The organism is Enterococcus sp. AZ062 (assembly GCF_051715065.1).
In the GTDB taxonomy this organism is placed as follows: Bacteria; Bacillota; Bacilli; order Lactobacillales; family Enterococcaceae; genus Enterococcus_B; species Enterococcus_B mundtii.
Genome location: NZ_JBIOTB010000001.1, coordinates 2,443,052 through 2,469,606 on the forward strand (window position 1 = coordinate 2,443,052; position 26,555 = coordinate 2,469,606).

Below are 26,555 nucleotides of genomic sequence, written 5' to 3' on the forward strand. Positions count from 1 at the left end.
TCTCCTCCTAAATAAATAGTGTAAAGCCGATAACACTTAAGGCGATCAGCCCGATCAATGAAACGATGAAGCGTGTGTTGAAGTAACGTTTCATCATCAATAAGTTTTTGATATCCACCATTGGTCCAAACACTAAGAAAGCAACAACTGGTGCTGTTCCAAAAAGACTTAACAAAGAGGAACCAATAAACGCATCCGCTTCGGAACAAAGAGACATCGTGAATGCCAATACTAGCATGATCAAAATGGCTAATAGCTTTGTCGAACCTAACGTCAACATCACTCTCGTAGGTAAATAGGTTTGCATCCCTGCAGCAATCAAACCGCCAATGATCAAATAGCGGCCCGTATCGAAGAACTCATCAATCGAGTGAGTCAAGACATGGAGGATTCGATGTCCCCATTTCTGTGGTGCGATTGCTTCCACTTCCTCATGCTCATGTGTATGGGAGTTAGGCTCAACCATCGCTGAATCAAATGAAGACTTCAAGATTGTGCCTTTTTGGATATAGGCCAACCAGACACCTACGATCAGTGCGACAATAAAACTTCCTAACATACGCAGCCCCGCCATTTTCCAAGTATTGCCAAATGCAATAAAAGTTGAAAAGATCACGACTGGATTAATGATTGGCGCAGTGAGCATAAACGCAAATGCTGTGTGGACAGGAACCCCTTTTTTTACAAACTGATGAACGATTGGAACGATCCCACATTCACATGAAGGAAAGAAAAAACCTAGAATAGACCCAACAATAATCGATAAAAAGCGATTTTTAGGTAACCATCGTTTGACACGTTCGGGGGTCAAAAATACTTGTAAAGCACCTGAGATGATACATCCCAATAAAACAAACGGCAAGGCTTCGATAACGATTGATAAAAAAATCGTTCCCATCTGCAATACCGAATTTGGAATAAACGAAAACATATAATTTCTCCTTGTCATTTGAACTTCATTCGCCCATCAATATACGCTTTTCTTCAATAAAATACAAGAAAGCTTAAATTTTTTTCATAAGTTTAAGAAATCAAAAAAAGCTTTTTTATTGACATCTACGTCAGATGGATTTATTTTTAGCACAGCTAAGATGAAGATTCAGGTAAAAATAAGAGAGTCATTTGCCTATTTTCTATCTGTATACGACTGAATACTTTTTCACCATCGAATTAGCGATGTGCTAAAAGCAACCTTAAGGAGTTATCACCATGAAAGAAACCCATGATTTAACTGAAGTCTTAAAAACTATCCAAGAAGAACCGACTGTCGTGCTTGCGATTTCTACACCCGATTGTAGTGTTTGTCATGCAGTAGTGCCAAAATTGGAACAATTATTGACTCATTATACTTTCCCAGCGTATCATTTAGATGCCTTCGAGATGCCGGAAGTAGCTGGCACATTCCAAGCATTTACTGCACCAGTGATCTTGCTCTTCCATTTGGGGAAAGAAGTCGAGCGACAAGCCCGCTTTATTCAATTTGAACAACTGACAAAGCGTTTAGATCAATTAAATGAATCAACTGATCAAATCAGCTACGATACTTTATTTGATCACTAGAAAAAAAGAGCGACAAGTCATTTTCTACAAACAAGGAAGTGCAACTATTTTTTGATACAAAATAAAAAGAGCAACTCAATTTGTGCCTTTCATTCGATAGTCAATTGGAGAATTATAGCCTAATTTGGCTAAAATTCGTTGATTGTTCCAAAAATAGATGTAATTTTCGACAATTTCGATTACTCTATTATTAGAGCCTATTGGTTCTTTTGAAATGTAGAACGTTTCAGACTTTAGTGAGGAATGAAACGATTCTATCGGAGCGTTATCTGAAGGTGTTCCTTTACGGGACATACTTTGGATAACGTTTTTTTGTTTAACAAGTTCGCAGAATACCTTCGAAGTGTAAGTTGATCCTTGGTCGCTATGCAAAATAGTTGTTTCTTTTAAATGGTTTAATTGATTGAATGTGTCTACGACTAATTGAGTATCCGCTTGTTCAGACAATTGATAAGCAACAATTTCACTATTGAAGGTGTCCATAATGGTAGAAAGATATAACATGGATTTGCCAAAGGGCAAGTAAGTAATATCTGTGGTTAGTTTTTCCATTGGTTGGTTTGTCGTCCAATTCTTTTGGATAAGGTTATCAAAGGTTTTGTGTATTTTCCCAGCATGTTTACGTTTTTTCACTTTAGCAAGGCAATTCCATCCGTATTTTTTCATAATTCGTGCAACCTTATTAATACCTACAAACATTTCTCGATTCAATAAAGCATGGATTTTGCGATAACCAAATAAGAAATGGTTTGCCACAACTAACTGATGAACACGTTTTTCAATTGAAGTGAGTGCAGAAAACTCTCGATTCCGATTGCGATAATAGGTACTTCTTGAGATACCAAATAACTCCGTCAAGCGTACAATTGACAATTCATTGGTATGCTGGTTAATAAAGTGAACGATGTTTTCTAATGTCACCACCTTTCCTGAGAGAAAAATTTTTTTAAGAGGGACAGTTCCTTGTTCTTTTCTTCTAGTTCTTGTAAGACTGTCAGTTGTTCTTTTCTAGGACGACCAGAAGAAGAATCAAGCCTTTTTAAATTATTAGTAAGATACCATTTTTTCCAAGTAAAAATGGTTCCAGTACTAGGGATATGGAACTCTGTTCGAAGCGCAGTAGCTGATTCACCTGCCAGCAAACGTTTAACAATCTGAATCTTTAATTCTTTGGGATAATAATTATGTTTTGTCATGATAAAAACACCTCCAAATTTATTTTACTAAATTTGAGGTGCTCTTTTTTAATTGTATCTTATTATAGTGTCACTTCCCAATGACTTGTCGCTCTTTTTATTTAAACATCCATTAAATAACGAGCTGTGATCGACTGTTCACAAGTACCGATTTTTTCTGGTGTTCCTTCATAAAGGATCTCGCCACCACGAATTCCCCCATCGATCCCTACATCGATCAACCAATCTGCTGCCTTCATGATTTCCAGATTATGTTCAATGACGATGACCGTGTTTCCTTTATTGACCAACCGTTCGATGATTTCTAAGATACTCTTGATATCTGCCATGTGTAAACCGGTTGTTGGTTCGTCCATAATGTAGATATTGCCTTTTTTGCTTAATTCCTTTGCTAGTTTCAACCGTTGACATTCTCCTCCTGACAATGTATTTAACGGTTGTCCCAACGTCATATATCCTAGCCCTACTTCTAAAATTTGTTTCAGTTTTCGTTGAATCGATTTTTCTTCAAAAAATGCCACCGCTTCAGTCACACTCATCGCTAGTACTTCATCGATCGATTTCTCTTTTAATTTGTATTGATAAACTTCTTCTTTGAATCGTTTACCGCCACAGGCTTGGCAAAGGACCTCTACAGAATCCATAAAAGATAATTCCATTTTGATATGACCATGTCCTTTACAAGTTTCACATGCCCCTTCTGAATTATAAGAGAACAGTCCGGCAGAAACATTATTTTCCAACGAGAAGACCTTGCGGATATCGTTCATGATCCCTGAATAAGTCGCTGGGTTGGAACGAATATTCCCTGCAACAGCTGACTGATCGATATTGATTGCTTCCGGGTACTCTTTCGCAAACACGCCGTTCACTAAACTGCTCTTTCCTGAACCAGCTACTCCAGTCACTACTGTAAAAATACCTAATGGTACTCTGAGAGAAGTATTTTTAAGATTATGCAATGTCGATTTTGAGGTTTCAATAAACTTGTCTGTTTTTCTTGGCTCCTGTTTGAAACCTATCATTTGTCCAAAAGCTTTCCCAGTTAAAGTATCAGAAGCCAGTAATCCTTCATAACTACCTTCATAGGTGATATACCCACCATTTTTACCAGCTTTTGGTCCTACATCAATGATATGATCTGCTACTTTGATGACATCGGGATCATGTTCTACGACAATTACCGTGTTTCCTTTATCACGCAATTTGACTAGTAATTCATTTAAGCGATGAACATCTCTTGGATGCAACCCAATACTAGGCTCATCGAAGATATAAATGACGTCATTTAAACTAGAAGATAAGTGCTTGACCATTTTCACTCGTTGGCTTTCTCCTCCAGATAAAGTCGCTGTCTCACGATCTAAAGAAACGTAATCTAACCCAATATTGATCAGATCTTGTAGTCGTGATTGGAGATTTTTCAACACTGGTTGGATCATTTCATCTGTGATCCTCGGTAAGATTTCTAATAGTTCATCCAGTTGCATCGCTAAGAAATCTGCGATTGAATATCCGTTGATCTTGCAGCCCAAAACCTTTTGATTGAATCGTTTCCCCTGACATTCTGGACATCTTTGTTCATCCATGAACGCTGCAATTTTTTTCTGGGTCGCGGCAGAGCTCTCATTGCCCCCTTTGATATTGGAACGATTGAAACGTGCCACTAATCCCTCATAGGTCGAACTCATCCCTTCCATATACAACGAATCGATTTTTTCTCCAGAAGCATACAAGAACTTTTCTATTTCCTCTGTTGAATAGTCTTTTAATGGCTTATTATTGTCAAAAAAACCTGTGTTCGTGAACGACTTCAATAACCAAGATCCTACTTTATAGCCTGGAAGTAAAATCGCTCCTTCATTCAAGGATTTTTCTAAATCTAACGCTTTGTCTAGATTCAATCCAACGATCCGACCAATCCCTTCACACGCTGGACACATGCCGTGAGGATCATTGAATGAGAAATTCCAAGCGGGACCTAAGTGTGGTGTACCAATACGAGAAAAAAGCAAGCGGATCAGTGGATTGATATCTGTGATCGTTCCTAATGTAGAACGAGAATTCCCACCTAAACGGCTTTGATCTACGACGACTGCCATAGATAAATTGTCGATGGCGTCTGCTTCTGGCTGACTATACTTAGGTAAGAAATTCTGCACAAATTTAGAGAAGTTTTCATTGAGCTGTCTGCCTGCTTCTTGGGCAATCGTATCAAAAACGATGGAAGATTTACCCGAACCGGAGACACCTGTAAAAATCGTGATCTTTCTTTTTGGGATTTGTAAATCAAACCCTTTTAGATTGTTCTGTCTGGCATTATGTATCCTGATATATTCCTGCATTGCTGATCCTCCCGTATTCCCTGGATTTTTTGGTGAAGCATTATTATAACACAGAAACAATGTGTCACTATAATACATTTCGAAGATTTCAGTTATTGTCCTACCAGCCTTCTAATTGAATAGACATCAATAAAAGAAACATTTTTTATCTTTATCCATATCTAAAAAAGATCATAAAAAAACAAACTATTTTTCTAGTGAACAGAAAAATAGTTTGTCATTGATCGTTTAACTCTTCTTTATTTCCGGTTATTCGTTGTCGTCATGCTCGTGCAAGGACGCATCGGAATGCAAGAAGTAGATCAACGTTTGTAACTCGTTCGTCAAATCAACATTTTGGATCAATACTTCGGATGGTGCATTTAGTCGAGCAGATGTAAAGTTCAATATCCCTTTAACACCGGCTTCTGTCAAACGATTCACGACTTCTTGTGCTTTTTCAGCAGGAATCGTTAAGATCGCTACTTCGATTTGTTGGATCTTGATTTGTTCGATCATGTCATCCATCGGATAAACGGGGATACCATCAACGATCCGACCAACGATTTCTGGGTTCACATCAAAAGCACAGCTGACACGGATACTATTACTTTGATGGAATTTATATTTCAATAAAGCACTTCCTAGATTACCGACCCCGATCAATGCGACGTTCGTCAATTGATCATCATTCAAGGTTTTTGCAAAGAAATGCATCAAGTCCTCTACATCATAACCGTACCCACGTTTTCCTAGTTCGCCGAAATAGGAAAAGTCACGACGGATCGTTGCACTATCTACTTGAACTGCTTCACTTAGTTCAGTTGATGAAACTTTTTTCTTACCTGCGTTATTCAAGATTCTTAAATAACGATAATATAAAGGCAGGCGTTTTGCGGTTGCCTTTGGAATTACATGGTCTTTCACTTCATTACCTCCACTGTATTTCTTCTCGATTTATACATCATATCAGTACTTACACAAAAAAATCAATTTCGTTGCTTGTATATTGTGAATTTTTATTCTTATTCTCATTTTCCTAGCTTCTCAGAACCTCGCAGTAACTATGAATTTGTGGTAGACTACAAGAGAAAAAGACCATGAAATTCTAGGATAATTCACAAAGTAGAAAAGAGGATTCGATGATACTATTACAAGCCAATCAAATCGCTCGCCATTTTGGCGCTGAGATTTTATTTGAAAATATCCACTTAGAGATCCAAACGGGTGCACGTATCGCTTTAGTCGGACGTAACGGCGCCGGTAAATCGACATTATTAAAAATCATTGCTGGCATTGAAGCGCCCGATGTAGGTAATATCGCAAAAAACAAAACAGCTACCCTTGGTTATCTGGCCCAAGATACAGGATTAGATTCAACTGAAACAGTCTGGAATGAGATGCTAAAAGCATTTGAAGACGTACGATTGATGGAACAGCGAATGCGTGACCTTGAAGTATTTATTAGTGAAGGCACCCCTGACACGCCGGCTTATCAATCCTTCTTGAAAGAATATGATAAATTACAGCATGATTTTTCTGATAAGAACGGCTATAGTTATGAAAATGAGATTCGCTCTGTATTACATGGATTCAAATTTGATCCGTCGTTTTACGAGCAAAGAATCGATACGTTATCTGGTGGTCAAAAAACAAGATTAGCTTTAGCGAGGATGCTTTTACAACATCCAGATATCTTGATCTTGGATGAGCCAACTAACCACTTGGACATCGAAACACTTGCTTGGTTGGAAAACTATTTGCAAAGTTATACTGGTGCCCTTCTGATCGTCTCTCATGACCGCTACTTCTTGGACAAAGTGACGACTGAAGTATATGAACTAAGTCGGAAAAAGATGCGTCACTATAAAGGAAATTATTCCAAATATTTAGATATGAAAGCTGAACAATTAGCTTCTGATTGGAAAGCCTATGAAAAGCAACAAACAGAAATCAATAAACTCGAAGATTTTGTTGCCAGAAATCTTGTCCGTGCCTCAACGACAAAACGTGCCCAAAGCCGTCGAAAGGCATTAGAAAAAATGGAACGATTAGACCGTCCACAAGGAGATGAGAAACAAGCACATTTTCTCTTCAACGTTGCAAAACCTTCGGGAAATGTTGTCTTACAAGTAGAAGATGCCGCTATTGGCTATGATGGCGCCGTCTTATCTGAACCAATCAATTTGGATATCCGTCGTCAAGAAGCAATCGCATTAGTGGGACCAAATGGAATCGGCAAATCCACTTTACTGAAATCGATCATCCAACAGCTGCCTTTCATACGTGGAAAAGAAACACTTGGTACGAATGTCAGCATTGGTTATTACGACCAAGGACAAGCGGAACTTCACACCAATAAAACGATTCTTGCTGAATTGTGGGATGAGCATCCAACTGTTCCGGAAAAAGATATTCGTTCGATTTTAGGCGCTTTTTTATTTTCTGGCGAAGATGTCGAAAAAACGATCCCCTTATTAAGTGGTGGAGAAAAAGCGCGTGTCGCATTAGCAAAATTAGCAATGAACCAAGAGAACTTTTTGATTTTAGATGAGCCGACCAACCACTTAGATATCGATAATAAAGAAGTATTGGAAAATGCGTTGATCGACTATGAAGGAACATTGCTCTTTGTCTCCCATGACCGCTACTTCATCAATCGTATTGCCACTAAAGTTATTGAACTCTCAGAAAATGGAAGCAAAGTCTACCTGGGTGACTATGATTATTATTTAGAAAAGAAAAAAGAAGAAGAAGAAATTGCGGAACTGTTAGCAGCTGAACAACCTGAGGTCAGCACGCCTTCAACAAACAAATCCACTTACTTCCAAAGCAAAGAGCAACAAAAGATGATGCGGAGCTTGCAACGTAAAATCACGCAAATCGAAGAAGATATGGCTCAACTAGAAGAAACAGTGGATGAACTCGAACAACAGATGGTTTCTCCTGCTGTATTAGATGACCATGTCAAATTGAATGAATTGAATCAAGCGCTTGATGAAGCACATCAGCTACAAGAAGAAAAGTTGGCTGAATGGGAAAACTTAAGTCTTGAGTTAGAAGAAATCGAAAATAATCAATAGACTCGCTCCTGTCATCCTCTCAAACAAAAGAGAGTGGGACAATAGTCCTTTCTCAAAAATAGAAATGAGTCCAATTTTGATGTGTTTTGTCAAAATTGGACTCGTTTTTGTTTTTATTCGCACATTTCTCTCCATGTACTTCCCTAATTTTCTCAGATTTAATGCCATAAGTGCCAAACCCACATCAATCGTCGCTCCTTGTTTTCCTCGTAAGTGAAAACGATGGAACGCTAAGTGAGCCTTTAGATGACCAAACACTGGTTCGACATCGACTTTTCGCCGACGATAAATCGAACCGGTTTTTTCCTCCAAAAGCTTCTTTTTGCATTCTGCTTTGAAATAGCGCCAAGAATTATTTACTAGAAGTTGCCGCTTTTGTGTGCCTTTCGAACGGGTACATTGACTCCGGACTGGACAAGCTCGACAATCTTCGCATTCATACACTTTGAAATCTCGGACAAAGCCTCCTTTATCTTTTCTCCGACTATAGCCTTTGAACGGGACAGGTCGCTTTGCTGGGCAAATATACTCATCTTGTTCTTGCAGATAGCGCCAATTTTCTACGTTGAACGGATTCTCCTTGTTCTTCTTTTTGCTTTCTTTGTAATACGTACTGTAGGTGATCAAGGGTGTTTTATGTAGAACATCATGGATATACATATAATTTTGTTCGCTCCCATAACCTGCATCAGCTACAATATATTCTGGTAGCTCTTTATGTTGTTCTAAAAAACTATCTAAAAATGGCGCTAAGGTTTTAGTGTCCGTTGGATTTGGGAATAAGTCATAGGCTAAGATATACTGGTTTTCTGTCGCAATTTGTAGATTATATCCTGGTTTTAGCTGTCCATTACGCATATAATCGTCTTTCATTCGCATAAAGGTGGCGTCCGTATCTGTTTTAGAAAAGCTGTTTCGTTCTTGGAAGAGACGACGATATCGTTCATATTTTTGTTTTCTTGGTAGGTAATCCGCTTGTACTTGTCGAAGGTATTTTTTATAGACTCGTCTTTTTCTCTTTAACTGACTTTGCTTTTTTGGGGATTGTTCCTGGGCTAATTGTGTATTTGTTTCATGGAGTTCAGCTTCTAGATGATGAGCGACTTCTTCTAGTTGGTCGCTCGACAATCCATCGGATTGCCCTTCTTCTTTTAAACAAGGAAGGATCTCTTCTTGATAGAGCGCTTGGTAGAATGCTTCAGATTTTTCATCTAAAGCACGTTCGTATCGAGTAGCTGCTTTTCGCCAAACAAAGCTAAACTTATTGGCGTCCGCTTCAATTTTCGTGCCATCAATAAAAATCGCTTCGTTATCGATGACTTGATTCGTAATCAACTGACGACGAAATAGAACAAAGGCTTCAGCTAACAACTGAGCGGTTGTCTCATGATTTCGAAATCGGTTGATCGTGCGGTAGCTAACTTGTTCGTGATTGGCTAACCAACGCATCCGATAGCTATCGTCTAAAAGGAATTCAATCTTTCGACCAGAAAAAACACGTTGGGTATAGGCATAAAGAAGAATCTTTAACATCATTTTTGGATGATAGGCAGGACGCCCAAGTTGGTGTTCTAATTCATCGAAGAGGTGTGGAGGGATTGCTTCCACTAAAGAATTGACGGCAAACGCAACATCAGTTTCAGGAATAAACTGTTCCATATCTAGTGGTAAAGTGGTTTGATTAATGGTATAATTTTTGAACATAAGGCACACTCCTTTTTGATTGGGTTTAGTCACTTTAATCATACAAGGTTGTGTGCTTTTTTGTGTTCCTTAAATTCAAAAATATGCAAAAAAAGTGGGACGATAATCAGCTTTTCTTCTGATTATTGTCCCACTCTCTTTTACTTTAGACTTGTTGATATAAATCGAAAACATGTTTCAATTCGACAGTTACTGGAGAATGGTCTGGATTCGTTTCCATCAGATCTTCCATGAACACCCACCACTTTTGATTGATTTCTGTTTCTGGTACATGGCGCCATTTTTCTTCATCTTCAATCTCTAAATACCCAAAGAGAGTATTTGTTTCTGGATCAAGAAAAATCGAATAAGAGAGCGCACCATGTTCAGCCAACATTTCACGCATCTCCGGCCACAATTCATTGTGTCTTTTGAGGTACTCTGCTTCGTATCCTGGGTACAACTTCATTTTTACTGCTTTTTTGATCATCTTTATTCCCCTTTCATTGATTGTTCGATCTGCTCGACGCTAGCAATTATTTTTTGGTTCTTACTTGCTTCTTTATTTTCCAATTTAAAGCAAGCGTTTACAATAGCAAAAAATAAGGATAACGGTGGCAGATTCACAGGAATTCATCATAGGACAAAAAAGCGACCGCGGTGGGTGGCCGCGGTCTAGGAGTTTATTTTTACTTGAGGAGTAAAAATGAAAAAGTATAGGGTTGTTGGTTGGTATGTATATAGAATAGAAGAAAAGTTTGAAGAATTTTCACTACAATATTTGTCTTTTGTTAGGATAATTCATTAAGAAAAAGTAAAACGCCATGTACTTTAGTTACTTACTAATAAAATAATCATTCCATAGGATAAACTTTACACCTTGTTTTCCCCTTATCTAAGGTAGTTAAAGTAATCGGTTCGTCTACTTCTTACTTTCTTGCTTGCTTTTGCTTGTTGCTTTAAGAAACTTATTTTTTTTCGATTTCTAAAATTAAGTTTTCTTAGTTGGTTCCGAATAAAGACGAATCTTCTTCTACTATTCATTGATTTTTGTTTCTTTTGATAAATGGTTACTTTCCTATTCGCGATGATAATAGCCTTCTTATTTTTTTGTCTGGCGCTATTCTTGCTAGCATCTAGCACTGATGATAACTGATTTTTTTGACTATGATTATCTTTGGAGGAGACTATCCCTAATTCTTGGGGCTCTTTAGTTTTTTCTATGATGGTCATTTTTCTATTTTTAACCATGACCGTTTCAAATACACCTACTCGTCGAGCAATATGTTCTTGTTCCAACCGATCTTTTTTTTCTGAAACGCTCTCTGATGAAAGGTTACTCGACGAAGCTTCTTGAGCATTCATTGGTGGAGTAGTGGCTACTTTTTTGTCAATGTCTGTCAAATATGCTTGGATCATTGGATCAAGCATAAAAAAGTTTGGTTTCGCTCGCGCACTCACTTCCTCTCTTGTTTCGTCATTTAACAATCGATTATAGTCTGGATTTTTTAAGCAGAAGTCGAGGATTCCTCTTCTTATAACAATAGTTTCTTCTAATGATTGAACTAAATTTGTAAGCACACTAGCATCAACATTTGCATCTACTGTTCGATTTTTCTGTTGCTGAAATTGCTCAAGTTTTTCTTTATCGATACCTAGCCATAAATGTATATAATCTGATAAATAGAAATTTTTCTCGTAATACTTAGTTATTTGAGTAGTCAATTCATTTTGTCCATTATTTTTACAGTTGATTGCAATTTTTTCTGCTTGTTGGAGACGGATGATTGCAGCTTCCTTACTTGACCAATCTCCTTCTGGTATCTGACGTTTTAGGATTTTGTCTATTTCTTCTTTGACCGTTTTTTCAAATTCATTAAAAGAAGTTTGTTGATTTTCACTAAGCAAAGTTGATTCCTGCGTTTGACTAAAGATATTTCTAATCCGTTGGCTGATTCCCATATTATCCCTCCTTGTTTCTGTTGATAAAATGAGTATACAGTTTGTAAATCGATTCGTTCGCCTTTCTTTTCTTGTAAATTCAAAAAAAAGACTTGACTGTTCTATTGAATTTAGTCCATTCATTTTAGATTTAGAAAAACATGTGTCCGAGGCCTTAGTCCTCTCGTACCATCTAAAACTGAATAAATGGGGGAAATAAAAATAATCACTTCGAAAAATAAGGCGCCATCCACAAAAATTAAAAAAACAAATATCGCAGATGGCGCCTTATTTCTCGAGGCTAGGCACTACTGTCCCGATCGCTTACTTTTCTTCTAATTTGGTGTATCCACCTTGAATTGCCTCACGCTTTTTTGATCAGCTATATACTTCTTGCCTTGTTCGCCTCGTATATCCATATACCGCCAAACTTAGAAATAATAGAGTATAAATGGCTAAGATGATCACTTCGCTATAATTACTTCCCCATGTTTGTCCAGATTGAAAGTTTTTGATGATCGTCAAGATCCAATATTGGGGAGTGACCATCGACACTTTCTGCATCAATTCTGGCATCACCTCATGTGGAATCAAAGCACCAGATAGTAAACTTGTGACGGTAATCAAGATACTTTGTAAAGCCGCTGCTACAGTTGTACTTGGGGCAAGAACACCAATCGCAATCGACCAACTTACGGCAAGTAAACTAAATAGACTTAGTAGTACAATCAAATCAACAGCACTTAAACCAGGATCAATGTTAAATAGGACGATCATGACAACAACTGCTAACATTACTTGGATCAGCATAGCGAATGTCGCAAAGATCGTTGTCCCGATAAAATACGTGCTTTTAGCTACCGAAGTCGTCATCAAACGTGTATAAATTTTATTGCGTCGTTCTTGCTGGATAGTCGTTGTCCCAAAATTACCTGCTTGGAAAAGAAGCATCATCAACAAAAAGCCAACGATTTGCACCGACATTCGTTCGGTCATTGTGCTTTGATCTACTTGATTGATCTCGATTTCTGTCGATTCTTTCAAGCGTTCAAGTGATTCGTCCTCCTCTCCAGCTTCTGCTAACAGATGGATACTAGAAACTTCTGCTAATGCACGTTGGGTCAACCGGTCGATATTCTCCAACAGTTCTCCTTTTTGGAATGTCCGGAGAGAGAGTTTCGTATTCTCAGAAACATTTTCTTGATAACCTTTAGGGATTGTGATGACTGCCACCGCATTTTGTCGGGAAAGAACTTGATCAATTTCTTCAGCTGAACCAATTTCCTGAACACTGACTCGTTTTTCCAAACTTTCAATAAGCAATTCACTATAGGATGAGCGATCTTGATCGACTACCCCTATCGTCAGGAGATTCGTTTCTTGATCGCCATAAGCAAAAAGATAAAGGACGACACTCAAGAAAGGAATTCCTATAAGAAACAAGATTTGCAATGGTCGATTTTTCCAAAGAACCAACCTTTCTCTTACGATCCAAAAGATATCTCTCATTAGAATACCTCCCTTTTATCTAAAATGACGACTGATGACATGAGTAAAACAAACAATAACCCAAAATTCCCATAGATACCTAACCAGTGCAAGGGATTGTCGGTCCACAAACTTTCTCTTACAGATGCTAAAACCCAACCTAATGGTGACAATCCCATCATCGTTTCATTGGTTGGAAAGTAGGCACCACCTAAAAATCCAGTGAGTTGAATAACTATCTGGGTAATGCCAGAACCAATTCTTTTTTCATCACGGTCTCCAATGGTTTCTAAAAATAAACCGAGTGCGAGAAAACTGCCCATAAGTGCGATTAAGTTGAGATAAGAAAAACCAAATCTTAAATACCATGGAACATCAAATAATAATTGAGAGATGAGCATCAAGACCAACACTACCAACATGCCAAATATGAAATGTCCAAAAAATGTCGAAAAAATGATCGTTTTACGGCTAAGTGGTGTGACTAATTCTCTTTGCACGGTTCCATGCTGTCGTGCTTCTCGAAACATGCTCAGACCAATTTCCGAAAAATATAAAACAAATAGACTAATCATAGCAATCGCATAGTATTGGTAGGAAGATGCGCTTTCTCGTTGATTTTCTTGATCGACCACAATCGCCTCTGTAAACTGCTCTGCTGAAACTAGGCCAGTGGTTGCCGGCAAGTGCTGTTCCTTAATGAAACTTTGTCGTTTGATTTCCTGTACGATTTCTACTAGATAGCTTTGAAGGATTGTTTTTTCTACATTGGTCAATTCCCGACTCTGCACTTCGATGTGATCGGAAAAATGTAAGTAAGCATCAGCTTCTTGTTTTCTTATATTCGCTAATCCTTCCTTTTCATTTGTCACTTCTTCAAAATGAATAGCACCTTCTGCAAAAGAAGTCACTTGTTGGAATATCTCACGAACTTCTTGATCGTCTACCTGATATTGTACCGTCAATGGCTCCATATCAGAGGTAATGTCATTATTGAATACACCTTGGAGGACTGCCCCTAGAATAAACATCAACGTGATCGGAAAAGCGAGATAATAAATGTAATTCGATTTCTCACGAAAATTTTGTATCAGAGTCCGGATAATTATTTTTTCATTCATACTCACTCCTCCTAATCACGTAGATTACGTCCAGTCAAACTAAGAAAAACTGTTTCTAAATCTGGAGCTTGTTGCAGTACATCGACTACTCTAACTTCTTGCTTGATCAGTATCATTAATAGTTGATTCAATAATTTGCTTTCAAGCACCGTCACGATCTGTACTTGCTGTTTGTCGAGTGAAACATTGATGATCCCATTAATATTATTGATTTCTTCTATATCCAGTGCCTCTGGATTCTCCACAGTGATTTGCAGATTGATTTTATCCGTGACGAGATTCACTAATTCTTCCTCACTACCGATAGCAATCACTTGACCTTTATCGATAATGACGATCTCATCTGCCAAACGTGCGACTTCTTCCATATAGTGACTCGTGTAGATGATCGTCGTACCGTTTTCTTTCATTTTTTCAATGGCATCTAAAATATAATTTCTAGATTGTGGATCGATCCCCACTGTCGGTTCATCCATGATCAGTAAAGCAGGTTGATGGGCAATCGCCATTGCAATATTCAATCGTCGTTGCATTCCTCCAGAAAAAGCACTCGGTCGCTCTTTTCTTCGTTCATACAAATCAACCGTTCTCAATGCCTTTTCTACATTCTTTTTTAGTTCTTCCCCTCTGAGTCCATATAGACCACAAAAAAAGCGGACATTTTCTTCAGCAGACAAATCATAATAAATCGCTAACTCTTGTGGAACAACGCCTAATTTTCGCCTAAGTTCTCTTTTTCGCTCGCTCATCTCTTCTGAAAACAACTGAACCGTTCCAGATGTCTTATTCAATAAACCAGTAATCATATTGATAACGGTTGACTTTCCTGCGCCATTTGGACCTAGTAACCCTAAAATCGTTCCTTCTGGTACTTCAAATGACACACCATCCACAGCAATTTTCTGTCCAAATTTTTTTGTCAATTTTTGCACACTGAGTATATTCATCCAATCACTCCTTTTCTTTATTTTATAAAAAAAAGAGAAACTGTAATAGTACAGTTTCTCATGATTTACGAATTAGAAATCTCATGTTCTTCATCAAAAGGTAATATCGTGGTGATGTGAAAACCATCCGTTCCATCAATCAACAATTTGCCGTTCAATACGGCTGTTCGTTCTTCCATTCCTACGATCCCCAGACCTTTACGATAGTCTATTGCCCTTTTTCCATTGTTCTTCGATTCAAATCGTAAAAATTTTTGATACACATGCAAACGCACCGTGACCGTTGAAGCTTCACTATATTTCAACGTATTCGTCAAAAACTCTTTCAAATTCGCCGCTAATACCTGCCAATGAAAACGACTGATTTTATCTAAGGTACCGCTATATTGGAAATCCACGATAATCTGGTGAGTCTCGGAGAAACGTTGGAGTTCTGCCTTTACTTTATTGATGTTCAAGGTTTCATTCTTTGGTCGCTCGTCATGTAACACGTTGCGCACTTCGTTGATCGACTTTCTTAAGCGATCAGCAGATTGACTCAATAATTGATGCGCTTGTTCCGGTTGTTCTCGATTGATCACCTTTGCCGCCTCTATTTGGATCAAGCAACTCGTTAAGTCGTGCCCAAGATGGTCATGGATTTCATGAATGATCCGTTGTCTTTCTACTAACGTTGCTTCTTTTTGCATCGCTTCAGCATTCAAAGTGCTTTGTGCAAAGAGTTTTGATAACTTGTTTCGTTCAATCCGTAAAAAATCGGAAGAAGTAGTTAACTCTTCTTGTTGTTTCATCATTTTTTCCGCAGACCAAACGATACTGATCATCCCACTTACCCACAGTACAAAGAGAAAATAAAGTGAGTCAGAGAGAAAAAAGCTGCCAACGCTATAATTGATCAAGGCTACAAATAAAAGTAACCATGACTTTTGGAAGCAAAAATAACCTTGCAGCAAGGAAAGTGGCAATAGAAAAATCGCTTGTTCGACAAAAATCAAACTCAATAGAACACTGATCAATTGCAAAGCAACAAACCAAGGCCGATGTTTCTGAAAACTTTCGCCTAAGAAAAAAAATGTCAACCATACCATACTTAAACTAATGACAAACATCAAAAGGGTAGAGGTTGTTTGATAGATCATCAACCCGATCAAACCAATGATCGATAGCAAGTTGATCGATAATTTGATTGCTTGCATCTACGTCATAACCTCACCTGTGAGAACATAGATCGCTAATTGCGTACGATGATCCAAGTTCAGTTTTTTTAAAATCATTGAAAGATTGTTATGGACAGTTCCTTCACTTAAAAATAGTGTTTGCGCAATCACTTTATTTGTCATTCCTTTTGCGACGAGGTAGGCTATTTCTTGCTCTCGCTCCGTCAGTAAGGAGAGATCTGCTTCTTGATCATTCTTGTTACCTAATTGTTGCGTTGCCTTCACGAGGATTTCTTTCGAAAGGATCGTTTGTCCCTGTAACACACTCTTGATTGCTTGGATCACCGCCTCAGGAGGAGTTGTTTTCAGCAAGTAACCACTTGCACCGTTGCGTATTCCTTCCTCTATGTAACGATCTTCATCAAACGTAGTTAAAATGATGACAGGTATCTGATATTCTTCCGTAATCTGTTTCGTAGCGGTGACGCCATCCATTCTCGGCATTCGGACATCCATCAATACAAGATCTACTTGATTTTTTTCGCAAAAAGCAATAGCTGAACGTCCATCATGACAAATACCCACTACTTGAAAATCGTTTGTACTTTCTAAAATGATTTTTAAGCCGCTTGTAATCAGTGCACTATCATCTACTAATAAAATGTTTGTCATAGTGATTCTCCATTTTTTTATTTTGAGCAAGTAGGAGTAACAAGCGATCAAATCAAAAAGTGTTGGCTTCTACTTACAAAGTAGTCGTCGCATGTGTTATATTTTTTGATAAATTCATTTCTTTTGCCTCTCGTACTTGATCTTTCCTTATAGTATACTCGAAAGAATCAGCAAATAGAAGTTTGAGCCCGTAGGCGACAGATAGATTCCTATGGTATGACTACTCACTTGCTCTTCTCTATCTATTTTTAATCAACGAAAAAACAGATTGAGACAATGATGTTAGTTTCCAGAAATAGACAAAACCCTAAAATAGAAAATCAAATCTTAGGTGAATCGTAATACTTCTTGAAGCTATACACAATTGTCTCAATCTCACACTTTCAATGATCGTTTAATTATTTTTCTTACGCTTCAGCCAGCTAGCTAATGCTGTACCTACCGCACTAAAACCAAGCAATGCAAATGCACTGGCTACTTCACCAGTTTTAGGCAGATTGTCGCCTCTTCTATTATTTCTAGTCGATGTAGCATTTGTCGCGATACTTCCACCGCTATTTCCCGAAGTATTTCCACTACCACCATTCGGAGTAGCAACAGGCTGTTCATTTCCTGGTTGGTCATTTCCAGAAGGAGCACTAATATTATTTCCACCATTCCCTGTGTTTCCTCCGGTTCCGCCATTGCCATTACCACCATCTCCATCGTTTCCTGAAAGTGCTGTAGTAAGCATGATGGGTTCAGACTCTTCCCCTTGTAAAAAGTTGGTACTCTCGTCTGAAATCGCAGTGATCCAATATGTGGTGTTTGCACTCAATCCCAAAAATACGCCAGCTACTGCTGGTACACCATCTGCGTATGCAACGACTCGCGCAAGCGGATTGGCTTGTGGATCTGTGTCGTAAATCAGATAGGTCACATCTTGCAGCAATTCTTCCGCATGGTCATGGTACCAGTGCTCGCCTGGTGTATCTGGGGTATCGTCATGGTGTAGAAGTGCAGTATCCGCAATCGTGATCACTTCATGGGTATTGTTTTGTTTTGCTAATTCCTCGTCTATTCTCAAAAATGCACCGGCTGCTTTCGTGATTGCTTCGACATCAAAGAGATCTGTGACAAGATACTCATGATTCCCAATAGTCGGTAAGCCGGTAACCTCATAGTTAGAAAGGTTAACCGTGCCCCAATCAATGATCCAGTTCGCTCCTTCGATCGTATTCGTTCCAGCAGTACTATTCGTATACTGGAAGCTGGCTTCTTGCCACATCACCTCATCCTCAGGCGCTAACCCAGCTAACGTCGGCAGATCGAAATGATCGATTTCTGTCGTTCCATTGAATGAACGAGCAAAAACTGTCCCTTTTTCTAGAATGATCTCAGCCGGAGTCACTTCAATCATTGCTTTATTCCAATTCTGTCCAGGTTCTAATGTAGTGATACGACTGATTGGTGTAGCAGTCACTTCATAAATCCCAACACTAGAAATTTCCAAGATCAAATCCATACCATCGGCTGAAATGCTTACCCCATCCGCATCTGTCTCAAAAAGATAATCATCTGGATTTCCACCGCGTCCGAATAAAGAAAAGACATCAGTAAGTGGAATCTTTGTTTCTGCTCCACCATATGGCACTTGAAGCGTTTCTCCTAACGCATTGATCGGTAAAGTATCCCTCTCGTTACCCAGTCCTAGCTTAGGATAATTTGTCGTAGTATCCCACACCCAAGTGCTACCGAAATCCCAACCATTTGATTCATAAGTCGTTTGTGTGCGCAATTCAATGACATCTAAAGGTTCAATGACCTCTTCGATCACTTGACCACCGATTGGAACTCCACTGTATAAAGCCTCAGAGTTATTATAGTAGTAATTATTGATATTCGTTCCACCTAAACCGAAATGATCGACATCGGATTCTCCAGTGACATCTCCCATCCCATAACTGTTTTTGATTGTCAGAGAGCCGGCATTACCGACAAAACCGCCAACAGCTTCAATACCAGTTACATGTCCCGTACTATAGTTGCGTGCTACTTCAATCGCATAAGGATGAATGGCCCCGATAAATCCTCCGACATTCGTTCTCCCAATGACATCGCCTGTCGCATAGGAATCGACTACTGTACTGTAGAAGTCGTGTCCACCAATCAAACCTCCCACGTTTTCACTTTCGGGGCTGTCAATATTCCCGGTTGCATACGAACGACTGACTTTACCCCAGCTATTCAAACCAATTAGTCCACCAGTATTGATTGTATTCGCTGTGACATTTCCTGTGGCATAACTATCTACAACTGTGTTCCCATTTACTCCGATCAACCCACCAACAGCTTGAGGATACATGTAAGGATTTGCATTAACTGTTATTGTCGCTGAAGAAGATGAGCGAGCAATCGTAGTACCTGCGACAGTATTCGCCATATAACCAATTAGTCCACCAATGTTATTCCCACTTGCTTCAATACTTCCACCACTAACAGTAGAATCAGTGACGGTCGTTGGTCCTTTAGATAGGTCATTGATTTGACCAATCAATCCCCCAACATTATTTCCGTATAGCCCTCCCACGACCCGAGGATTTTCTAATGTGATCCCAGAAATCGTTGCACCGTCTGTCACACCGAAGAATCCACGATTATGCAGATCCCCAGGTTGTACCCCAGCATTCACTATCATATTACGGATCACTGTTCCAGGTTCAGCTGTAAAACTTCCAGTGAATTTTGTTGCTAAAGTTGTCCCATATCCAACAGGTATCCAATCTGAAGTGAGTGTAATATCATTCATCAATTGGTAATGCGCTGCGAGATCATTTCGCATTTCATTCAATTCAGCTTCAGTGGTGATTTGGAAGGGCGAGGTGAGAGAACCATCACCAGCCCCTGAAAAGAAAGACTCAACAACTGCTTCACCTGTCTCCTCTATCTCTTCAACTACTGGAAATTGCTCCTCAAGCTGTAGTTCTGGTACTTCTAACGATTCTTGGTCAGTTTCTTCAGTTACCATGACCACATCACTGTCATCGTTGTTATCATCAGCCAAAAGCTCCGGTTTGTTAGATGTAGTTTCATCATTTGAGATTTCATCATCGAAGGTTTCTATTTCTTCACCTATTGTCTCTTCTTCAACAAACGTATGTCTTATTGGATCGATATCCTCTAAAACGTTCGCAAAAGTCGGTACTGTTTGCGCTAATACCATTGAACTTAAAAGTATATGTGCAATGAGTTTTTTCTTGTTCAGTTTAACCATAAATATGTCCACCCTTCGTTCTCTAATCTTATTTTAATATATGTGTAAATTATCTCATAAAATAATTGATAAATGAACTTTTTTACTATTTAAGCAACACTTATAATTAGATAACTCTAATTATATTGTAACTAAACGTTTTTTTATTTAGTATATGAAAGTTCATGTTTACTCCATGAAACTCCTTGTTATTACTTTTTCACCAATAAGGAAACACGAGATATTAAAACATTGTTATGTAAAAAAAATCTTTTTTATTTTCCACTAAAATAAAAGTATGTCCCTCTCTGAATAGAGAGAACTTTCAACATCTTCTTAACGGCTTCCAGTTTAATTACTAATTTGTCGATCTCTTACTTCGTTTCATAGAATGATAATTATAATGTTTCCTAAAAATAGAAAAAACAACCTCCAACTTGCACATTGTAAATTTTACTCCTCATAAAATGATAAGGTTAATCATTGTTAATTCAGGCAATCAAAAGCGAAGGTGTCCTAGAAACAACCTGAATGATGGTTCGATCAATCATAAAAAAAATAATTTTGTTTTGTTATTTTATTTTGATAGTATTTTCGGATCTTTCAACTGACAAAAATAAGAAAAAAAGAAAAACAACCAGAAAATACACGGATGTATTTTCTGATTGCTTTCTTTTTCTTAGCAATTGATTTACGCAGATACAGATAAATAACTAACTATTTTTTAGATATTCAAAATATGAGCCCATTGAAAAGGACGTAATCGCTTAAATTGATAGTGTCATTTTTCTAACTCTAAGTAACTGACCTTTTTGTCTTGATATGAAACAATCCAAACAATTATAGCTTTCGGTATGTTTACCGTTGCTTTAGTTGGCTTGGTTGTTACGATGCTAAAAAATGACAAAAAGAAATAGCCGTCACTTTAGCGAGGGTCGGCTATTTCTATAAAAATATCTAATTCTTGTCACTAGCTTTTAGCGGTGCTGTCAAAAGGGAGCTGTTGACGCAGTTCCTTTTTTCGTTTTTATTATAGCACAGTTCAAGCTTCTTCTTCAATTCTGATTTCTGATTTCTGATTAAGTGTTTTTTAAGTGAACATACAAATTTTCCAAAAAAACATCCGTGTTTATCTAAAGTTCAAGGACTCTATCTAGGGCGATATGCTATACTTTTTTAGACAGTAAAGTTGAATGACGGTGGCGACTTCGAAAAAGGTGGTGGTGCTTATGGAGATAAGTACTGAAATCGAAGAAAGGAGAAGCCTTTTGTCCGCATATGAAACAATGCAAACAATTATAGCTTTCGGTATGTTTACCGTTGCTTTAGTTGGTTTGGTTGTTACAATGCTGAAAAATGACAAAGAGAAGTAACCGTCACTTTAGCGAGCCGATGGTTTACTTCTCTTTGAGTTAACTATTACACTTGCCACTAGCTTTTAGCGGTGCTGTCAAAAGGGAACTGTTGACGCAGTTCCTTTTTTCGTTTTTATTATAGCACAGCTTCGGCTTCTTCTTCAATTCTGATTTCTGATTAAGTGTATTTTAAGTGAACATACAAATTTTCCAAAAAAACATCCGTGTTTATCTAAAGTTCAAGGACTCTATCTAGGGCGATATGCTATACTTTTTGGGACAGTAAAGTTGAATGACGGTGGCGACTTCAAAAAAGGTGGTGGTGCTTATGGAGATAAGTACTGAAATCGAAGAAAGGAGAAGCCTTTTGTCTGTTGAAACAGCGTTAGGGCTAATGATCAGTTTCGGTTCATTTACCGCTACTTTGATCTTTGGCATCCTAGCCTTGACCAACAAAAATGACAAAAAGAAATAGCCGTCACTTTTTCCCGGAGACGACTATTTCCACATTAGCATAAAATTCTGTCACCGGGTTTAGCGGTGCTGTCAAAAGGGAACTGTTGACGCAGTTCCTTTTTTCGTTTTTATTATAGCACAGCTTCAGCTTCTTGTTCAATTCTGATTTCTGATTCAGTGTATTTTAAGTGAACATACAAATTTTTCAAAAAAAACATCAGTGTTTATCTAAAGTTCAAGGACTCTATCTAGGGCGATATGCTATACTTTTTGGGACAGTAAAGTTGAATGACGGTGGCGACTTCGAAAAAAGGTGGTGGTGCTTATGGAGATAAGTACTGAAATCAAGGAAAGGAGAAGCCTTTTGTCTGTTGAAACAGCGTTAGGGCTAATGATTAGTTTCGGTTCATTTACCGCTACTTTGATCTTTGGTATCCTAGCCTTGACCAACAAAAATGACAAAAAGAAATAGCCGTCACTTTAGCGAGGGTCGGCTATTTCTACAAAAAATATCTAATTCTTGCCACTAGCTTTTAGCGGTGCTGTCAAAAGGGAACTGTTGACGCAGTTCCTTTTTCGTTTTTATTATAGCACAACTTCGGCTTCTTCTTCAATTCTGATTGATAGATAAGAAGGATTTATGGAGACAACTAATTGGCTGGACCAATAGATTCCGACTTAAAAACGATTACTCAAAATTTATGACAAGCTTTTTATCCAATCCTTGTGCTAGCTCGATCACTAACTCAATACTAGGATTCATTTCACCTGTTTCAACTCGTGAAATGGTTGATTGAGGTTTCCCAATTTTTTGCGCTAATTGTTTTTGTGTTAATCCAGCACTTTTCCTTAATTCTGCTAGTTTTAACGCAATATCTAATTTAGCTTCTTCAATTTCCATTAGATGCAGAAATTCTTCACTTTTTTCCGCTCTTTTTTTTATATAATTTTGTACTTGACTCATCATATCCACCTCTCGTTCTTACTTAAAAAATTGTCTCGCAACTTTCTACCTTTTTCTAACTCTCGTCTGGAAAGCTTATTTGCTTTCTTTCGAAACCCATGAGTAATAAAATATTCATGCCCTTTTCTTTGAAAATATATTCCTCTTAAAGCATTACTACTCATACTTGCTCGCACTTCATATAGATTGCTCTCCAGTTTTTTTACCCACTCTTGCCGCATAGCTGTATGTATATCTGTTTTTTCAATTTTATCAATGATTGATAAAATTTTTGCAGCCTCCTTGTCACTCAATGAATCAAGGAATCTTTCAAATTCATCGCCCCACTTAAATTTAGGATGATTCAACTTATTTCCTCCTAATCATATCATTATATAGCGAATTAGCTATATTTTTTTCTACTATTTGTTAAAAACTTTTTTCTTTAGGCAAATCAAATTTTCATGTTTATTTTTCCCTTCTTTTCATGGTTGATTTATCCTTTACACAATCAATTACGCTAATTAAAGACTATTATTTTGATCTATATTGCTATCTTTAAATCAAAAAAAAAAAAAACGCCTAAAAAGGCGCTTTTGGTAGAAATTTGGAAAACTGTGCTTTCAAAAGTACGTAAACAAAGGTTTTTGTTCCTTGAGTTTTTCCCAGTTTTATTGAGTTTTGCTATCATTTCCGATACATCTTAAACTCTAAGAATAAATCATTATAGATTCCTAAATATTCCGAACCGAGATTTTCGTAAACTTCAAGATGCGAAATCGTTTCATCCGATGGATAAAATTGTTCATCTTCGGAGATTTCTTTTGGTAACAATGCTTTGGCAGCTTTATTTGGTGTGGAGTAGCCGATGTATTCTGCGTTTTGTGCGGCATTCTCCGGATCGAGCATGAAGTTGATGAAATCATAGGCGCCTTCTTGGTTTTTAGCTGTTTTTGGCATGACGATGTTATCAAACCAAAGATTTGAGCCTTCTGTTGGGATCACATAATGTAAATGTTCATTTTCATACATCATATCTGCTGCTTCACCTGAGAAAGTTACAGCTGCTGATGCCTCTTCGTTGATCATATACATTTTGATCTCATCTGCAACGATTGCTTTGACATTTGGCGTCATTTTATTCAATTTTTGAGCTGCTTCATTTAGTTCGGACATGTCTTTGCTATTCAAAGAATATCCTAAACTATTCAAAGATAAGCCCATCACTTCTCTAGCTCCATCGATCAACATCAAGCTGTCTTTTAATTCTGGTTTCCAAAGATCATCCCAATGCTTGATTTCTTCTTCATTGAACACTTTATCGTTATACACTATACCTAGTGTTCCCCAGAAATAAGGAATCGAATATTTATTATCAGGGTCGAAATCCAGATCCAAAAAGCGATCATCGATATTGTTCAAGCCTTTGATTTTACTGTGATCTAAAGGCATGACAAGTTTTTCTTCGATCATTTTTTGGATCATGTATTCACTAGGGATGGCAATGTCGTAATTGGTTCCACCTTGTTGGATCTTGGTAAACATGGCTTCGTTCGAGTCAAATGTTTCGTAATTGACTTTATAACCGGATTCTTGTTCAAACTTCGTGATCAAACTAGGATCGATGTAGTCACCCCAGTTATAAATGGTCACGATTTTCGCTCCACTCATTCCGCTCGCTTTTTCTAATTGTCTAACACTGACAAGCAATACACCAATGATCAAGATAATACCGATCAGCAAAGATTGTATTTTTTTCATCGTAAACGAGCCACCTCCTCACGGTTGCGGCGATTTTTTTTCAATCGTTTTGGTCGGTTTTCTTTACTGATAAAGTAGTAACCGATCACTAACACCATCGAGAACAGGAAGACAAGTGCGCTCAATGCGTTGATCTCTAAGCTGATCCCTTGCCGCGCTCTTGAATAGATCTCAACAGATAAAGTAGTAAAGCCGTTCCCTGTTACAAAGAAAGTGACCGCAAAATCATCCAAAGAGTATGTGAACGCCATGAAATAACCGGCAATGATTCCTGGAGATAAAAACGGTAAAATGATATTTTTTACTACTTGGAAATTATTCGCCCCTAAATCTCTCGCAGCATCCACCATCGAATCGTTCATTTCTTGCAATTTTGGCAAGACCATCAAAACAACGATAGGGATACTAAAAGCGATATGGGAAAGTAAAACACTTTGAAAGCCTAATCCAAAGCCTAACAGCGTAAAGAAAATCAAAAAACTTGCGCCGATGATCACATCGGGAGAAACAAGTAAAATATTGTTCATGCTCAATAGCGCTGTTCGTGCCTGACGTTTTTTCGTGTAATAGATCCCCATCGCGCCAAATGTCCCGATGATCGTTGCTATCAAAGCCGATAAGAACGCCAACATAAATGTATTCAGTACGATGATGATCAGTCGTGTATCCTCAAATACCGCTTGATAGTTCTCCCAAGTAAAGCCGGTAAAGCTGTTCATCGTTCCGCCTTCATTGAAGGAGTAGAATATCAAGTAAAAAATCGGTAAATACAATAATAGAAAAACAACTGTTAGATAGAGATACGACCATTTGAATTTTTTTCTCATGAGCGACCTCCTTTTTTCTTCTCACCAGTTAGTAACATCACAACGAACATAGCGATGATCAAAATCACGCCGATCGTTGAACCCATGCCCCAATTTTGCGTCACTAAGAAATGCTGCTCGATTGCTGTACCTAGCGTGATCACTCGATTTCCACCAATCAAACGTGTCAACATGAAAAGGGATAGTGAAGGAATAAAAACTGCCTGTACCCCACTTTTTACACCATTCAATGACAAGGGGAAGATCACCCGGCGAAACGTTTCAAAATTACTTGCTCCTAGATCTTTACTGGCACTCAATAATGAAGGATTCATTTCTTCCAATGCGTTAAAAATCGGCATGATCATGAAAGGAATCTCGATATATGTCGCTACAAATAAGAAGCTAAAATCAGTAAATAAAATCTGTTGCGGGCCAATGCCGACAAACTCGAAAAAGTGGTTGACACTTCCATGAATACTGAAAATCCCGATAAAGGCATACGCCTTCAACAACAAATTGACCCATGTCGGTAAAATGATCAACATCAACCATAATTGCTTATGTTTCAATTTCGTTAAAAAGTAAGCAGTCGGATAGCTGATCAACAAGGTGAATAATGTAATCAGGAACGCATACCATACCGAATTGATCGTCATGGCGATATAAGTCCCTGAAGTAAAGTACGCAGCATAATTACTTAATGTAAACTGACCACTCATATCGAAAAAAGATTGATAGATGATCATCAAAACAGGCGCGATCACAAATAATCCAAGCCACAAAACATAAGGGATGGAATAGATCCTACGCATTGTTCTCATATTCTC

24 protein-coding genes and 1 pseudogene are annotated in these 26,555 nt (G+C 38.0%); 6 read left to right on the plus strand and 19 right to left on the minus strand.

Features of this window, described 5'->3' with window-relative positions; genetic code table 11:
• Nucleotides 1-7 precede the first annotated feature (7 nt).
• Nucleotides 8-931: a permease gene (locus IGJ00_RS11545; protein WP_065096782.1), complete on the minus strand. Its 924-nt coding sequence runs from the start codon at nt 929-931 to the stop codon at nt 8-10.
• Nucleotides 932-1,209: 278 nt separating this feature from the next.
• Here IGJ00_RS11545 and IGJ00_RS11550 point away from each other — a divergent pair, with 278 nt between their 5' ends.
• A complete protein-coding gene (locus IGJ00_RS11550) occupies nt 1,210-1,560 on the plus strand; it encodes a thioredoxin family protein (RefSeq protein WP_074800252.1) in 351 nt (116 codons plus the stop codon).
• 75 nt (nt 1,561-1,635) lie between these two features.
• Here the strand turns inward: IGJ00_RS11550 and IGJ00_RS11555 are convergent, their stop codons facing one another.
• From IGJ00_RS11555 to IGJ00_RS11570, 4 genes are all read right to left on the minus strand, one after another.
• Nucleotides 1,636-2,481 (minus strand): IS3 family transposase, encoded by an 846-nt coding sequence (locus IGJ00_RS11555; protein ID WP_171845009.1) that lies wholly within the window; start codon nt 2,479-2,481, stop codon nt 1,636-1,638.
• A complete protein-coding gene (locus IGJ00_RS11560) occupies nt 2,478-2,756 on the minus strand; it encodes a helix-turn-helix domain-containing protein (RefSeq protein ID WP_066025821.1) in 279 nt (92 codons plus the stop codon). Before IGJ00_RS11560 ends, IGJ00_RS11555 begins: the two co-directional genes overlap by 4 nt.
• 101 nt (nt 2,757-2,857) lie before the next feature.
• Complete coding sequence (locus IGJ00_RS11565; RefSeq protein ID WP_086335007.1) at nt 2,858-5,101, minus strand: ATP-binding cassette domain-containing protein; 2,244 nt, start codon at nt 5,099-5,101, stop codon at nt 2,858-2,860.
• Between the two features lie 249 nt (nt 5,102-5,350).
• Nucleotides 5,351-6,007: a redox-sensing transcriptional repressor Rex gene (locus tag IGJ00_RS11570; protein ID WP_010734798.1), complete on the minus strand. Its 657-nt coding sequence runs from the start codon at nt 6,005-6,007 to the stop codon at nt 5,351-5,353.
• Between the two features lie 215 nt (nt 6,008-6,222).
• On the opposite strand from IGJ00_RS11570, the gene IGJ00_RS11575 reads away from it, so the two are divergent.
• Nucleotides 6,223-8,163 carry an ABC-F family ATP-binding cassette domain-containing protein gene (locus IGJ00_RS11575; protein WP_161642006.1) on the plus strand — a complete coding sequence of 647 codons (1,941 nt, stop codon included), beginning with the start codon at nt 6,223-6,225 and terminating at the stop codon, nt 8,161-8,163.
• Here IGJ00_RS11575 and IGJ00_RS11580 read toward each other — a convergent pair.
• The 9 genes from IGJ00_RS11580 to IGJ00_RS11620 all read right to left on the minus strand — a co-directional run bounded on the left by IGJ00_RS11580 (nt 8,137) and on the right by IGJ00_RS11620 (nt 20,425).
• Nucleotides 8,137-9,867 (minus strand): IS1182 family transposase, encoded by a 1,731-nt coding sequence (locus IGJ00_RS11580; protein WP_438844444.1) that lies wholly within the window; start codon nt 9,865-9,867, stop codon nt 8,137-8,139. The two genes, IGJ00_RS11575 and IGJ00_RS11580, sit on opposite strands and share 27 nt — an antisense overlap.
• 145 nt (nt 9,868-10,012) lie before the next feature.
• Nucleotides 10,013-10,336 carry an L-rhamnose mutarotase gene (gene rhaM / locus IGJ00_RS11585; RefSeq protein ID WP_071867289.1) on the minus strand — a complete coding sequence of 108 codons (324 nt, stop codon included), beginning with the start codon at nt 10,334-10,336 and terminating at the stop codon, nt 10,013-10,015.
• Nucleotides 10,337-10,737: 401 nt separating this feature from the next.
• Nucleotides 10,738-11,808: a hypothetical protein gene (locus IGJ00_RS11590; RefSeq protein ID WP_438713191.1), complete on the minus strand. Its 1,071-nt coding sequence runs from the start codon at nt 11,806-11,808 to the stop codon at nt 10,738-10,740.
• Nucleotides 11,809-12,165: 357 nt separating this feature from the next.
• On the minus strand, nt 12,166-13,296 hold the full coding sequence (locus IGJ00_RS11595; protein WP_161642010.1) for an ABC transporter permease: 1,131 nt from the start codon (nt 13,294-13,296) through the stop codon (nt 12,166-12,168).
• Entirely contained in the window at nt 13,296-14,396 is a 1,101-nt protein-coding gene (locus tag IGJ00_RS11600; RefSeq protein WP_438844445.1) for an ABC transporter permease, read from the minus strand. Before IGJ00_RS11600 ends, IGJ00_RS11595 begins: the two co-directional genes overlap by 1 nt.
• Nucleotides 14,397-14,407: 11 nt before the next feature.
• Nucleotides 14,408-15,343, minus strand: coding sequence for an ABC transporter ATP-binding protein (locus IGJ00_RS11605; RefSeq protein WP_071867285.1), 936 nt, complete (start codon nt 15,341-15,343; stop codon nt 14,408-14,410).
• 65 nt (nt 15,344-15,408) lie between these two features.
• Entirely contained in the window at nt 15,409-16,539 is a 1,131-nt protein-coding gene (locus IGJ00_RS11610; RefSeq protein WP_071867284.1) for a sensor histidine kinase, read from the minus strand.
• Entirely contained in the window at nt 16,540-17,172 is a 633-nt protein-coding gene (locus IGJ00_RS11615) for a response regulator transcription factor (RefSeq protein WP_161642016.1), read from the minus strand. It lies immediately after the preceding gene.
• A 394-nt stretch (nt 17,173-17,566) separates the two neighbouring features.
• Entirely contained in the window at nt 17,567-20,425 is a 2,859-nt protein-coding gene (locus IGJ00_RS11620) for a GLUG motif-containing protein (protein ID WP_438844446.1), read from the minus strand.
• Nucleotides 20,426-21,225: 800 nt separating this feature from the next.
• Here IGJ00_RS11620 and IGJ00_RS11625 point away from each other — a divergent pair.
• From IGJ00_RS11625 to IGJ00_RS11640, 4 genes and pseudogenes are all read left to right on the plus strand, one after another.
• Nucleotides 21,226-21,321, plus strand: a pseudogene (locus IGJ00_RS11625) (putative holin-like toxin); the annotation flags it as partial.
• Nucleotides 21,322-21,633: 312 nt separating this feature from the next.
• The gene (gene pepG1, locus IGJ00_RS11630; protein ID WP_181055358.1) at nt 21,634-21,777 is read left to right on the plus strand and encodes a type I toxin-antitoxin system toxin PepG1; all 144 of its coding nucleotides are present in this window, start codon (nt 21,634-21,636) and stop codon (nt 21,775-21,777) included.
• A 310-nt stretch (nt 21,778-22,087) separates the two neighbouring features.
• Nucleotides 22,088-22,234, plus strand: a complete 147-nt coding sequence (locus IGJ00_RS11635; RefSeq protein ID WP_010734785.1) for a putative holin-like toxin — start codon at nt 22,088-22,090, stop codon at nt 22,232-22,234.
• Between the two features lie 306 nt (nt 22,235-22,540).
• Nucleotides 22,541-22,687, plus strand: coding sequence for a putative holin-like toxin (locus IGJ00_RS11640; RefSeq protein ID WP_071868080.1), 147 nt, complete (start codon nt 22,541-22,543; stop codon nt 22,685-22,687).
• 216 nt (nt 22,688-22,903) lie between these two features.
• On the opposite strand, the gene IGJ00_RS11645 is transcribed toward IGJ00_RS11640, so the two are convergent.
• The 5 genes from IGJ00_RS11645 to IGJ00_RS11665 form a co-directional block, all read right to left on the minus strand.
• Nucleotides 22,904-23,179: a helix-turn-helix domain-containing protein gene (locus IGJ00_RS11645; protein WP_071868081.1), complete on the minus strand. Its 276-nt coding sequence runs from the start codon at nt 23,177-23,179 to the stop codon at nt 22,904-22,906.
• Entirely contained in the window at nt 23,179-23,526 is a 348-nt protein-coding gene (locus tag IGJ00_RS11650; protein ID WP_071868082.1) for a type II toxin-antitoxin system RelE/ParE family toxin, read from the minus strand. Before IGJ00_RS11650 ends, IGJ00_RS11645 begins: the two co-directional genes overlap by 1 nt.
• 319 nt (nt 23,527-23,845) lie before the next feature.
• Nucleotides 23,846-24,919 (minus strand): ABC transporter substrate-binding protein, encoded by a 1,074-nt coding sequence (locus tag IGJ00_RS11655; RefSeq protein WP_438844447.1) that lies wholly within the window; start codon nt 24,917-24,919, stop codon nt 23,846-23,848.
• Complete coding sequence (locus IGJ00_RS11660; protein WP_104872200.1) at nt 24,916-25,746, minus strand: ABC transporter permease; 831 nt, start codon at nt 25,744-25,746, stop codon at nt 24,916-24,918. Before IGJ00_RS11660 ends, IGJ00_RS11655 begins: the two co-directional genes overlap by 4 nt.
• On the minus strand, nt 25,743-26,549 hold the full coding sequence (locus tag IGJ00_RS11665; protein ID WP_019723761.1) for an ABC transporter permease: 807 nt from the start codon (nt 26,547-26,549) through the stop codon (nt 25,743-25,745). Before IGJ00_RS11665 ends, IGJ00_RS11660 begins: the two co-directional genes overlap by 4 nt.
• Nucleotides 26,550-26,555: the final 6 nt, after the last annotated feature.

Coding starts and splice junctions, on each gene's coding strand:
- IGJ00_RS11545 (WP_065096782.1), bottom strand. CDS start 931: ATGTTTTCGTTTATTCCAAATTCGGTATTGCAGATGGGAACGATTTTT.
- IGJ00_RS11550 (WP_074800252.1), top strand. CDS start 1,210: ATGAAAGAAACCCATGATTTAACTGAAGTCTTAAAAACTATCCAAGAA.
- IGJ00_RS11560 (WP_066025821.1), bottom strand. CDS start 2,756: ATGACAAAACATAATTATTATCCCAAAGAATTAAAGATTCAGATTGTT.
- IGJ00_RS11565 (WP_086335007.1), bottom strand. CDS start 5,101: ATGCAGGAATATATCAGGATACATAATGCCAGACAGAACAATCTAAAA.
- IGJ00_RS11575 (WP_161642006.1), top strand. CDS start 6,223: ATGATACTATTACAAGCCAATCAAATCGCTCGCCATTTTGGCGCTGAG.
- IGJ00_RS11580 (WP_438844444.1), bottom strand. CDS start 9,867: ATGTTCAAAAATTATACCATTAATCAAACCACTTTACCACTAGATATG.
- rhaM (WP_071867289.1), bottom strand. CDS start 10,336: ATGATCAAAAAAGCAGTAAAAATGAAGTTGTACCCAGGATACGAAGCA.
- IGJ00_RS11590 (WP_438713191.1), bottom strand. CDS start 11,808: ATGGGAATCAGCCAACGGATTAGAAATATCTTTAGTCAAACGCAGGAA.
- IGJ00_RS11595 (WP_161642010.1), bottom strand. CDS start 13,296: ATGAGAGATATCTTTTGGATCGTAAGAGAAAGGTTGGTTCTTTGGAAA.
- IGJ00_RS11600 (WP_438844445.1), bottom strand. CDS start 14,396: ATGAATGAAAAAATAATTATCCGGACTCTGATACAAAATTTTCGTGAG.
- IGJ00_RS11605 (WP_071867285.1), bottom strand. CDS start 15,343: ATGAATATACTCAGTGTGCAAAAATTGACAAAAAAATTTGGACAGAAA.
- IGJ00_RS11610 (WP_071867284.1), bottom strand. CDS start 16,539: ATGCAAGCAATCAAATTATCGATCAACTTGCTATCGATCATTGGTTTG.
- IGJ00_RS11615 (WP_161642016.1), bottom strand. CDS start 17,172: ATGACAAACATTTTATTAGTAGATGATAGTGCACTGATTACAAGCGGC.
- IGJ00_RS11620 (WP_438844446.1), bottom strand. CDS start 20,425: ATGGTTAAACTGAACAAGAAAAAACTCATTGCACATATACTTTTAAGT.
- pepG1 (WP_181055358.1), top strand. CDS start 21,634: ATGGAGATAAGTACTGAAATCGAAGAAAGGAGAAGCCTTTTGTCCGCA.
- IGJ00_RS11635 (WP_010734785.1), top strand. CDS start 22,088: ATGGAGATAAGTACTGAAATCGAAGAAAGGAGAAGCCTTTTGTCTGTT.
- IGJ00_RS11640 (WP_071868080.1), top strand. CDS start 22,541: ATGGAGATAAGTACTGAAATCAAGGAAAGGAGAAGCCTTTTGTCTGTT.
- IGJ00_RS11645 (WP_071868081.1), bottom strand. CDS start 23,179: ATGAGTCAAGTACAAAATTATATAAAAAAAAGAGCGGAAAAAAGTGAA.
- IGJ00_RS11655 (WP_438844447.1), bottom strand. CDS start 24,919: ATGAAAAAAATACAATCTTTGCTGATCGGTATTATCTTGATCATTGGT.
- IGJ00_RS11660 (WP_104872200.1), bottom strand. CDS start 25,746: ATGAGAAAAAAATTCAAATGGTCGTATCTCTATCTAACAGTTGTTTTT.
- IGJ00_RS11665 (WP_019723761.1), bottom strand. CDS start 26,549: ATGAGAACAATGCGTAGGATCTATTCCATCCCTTATGTTTTGTGGCTT.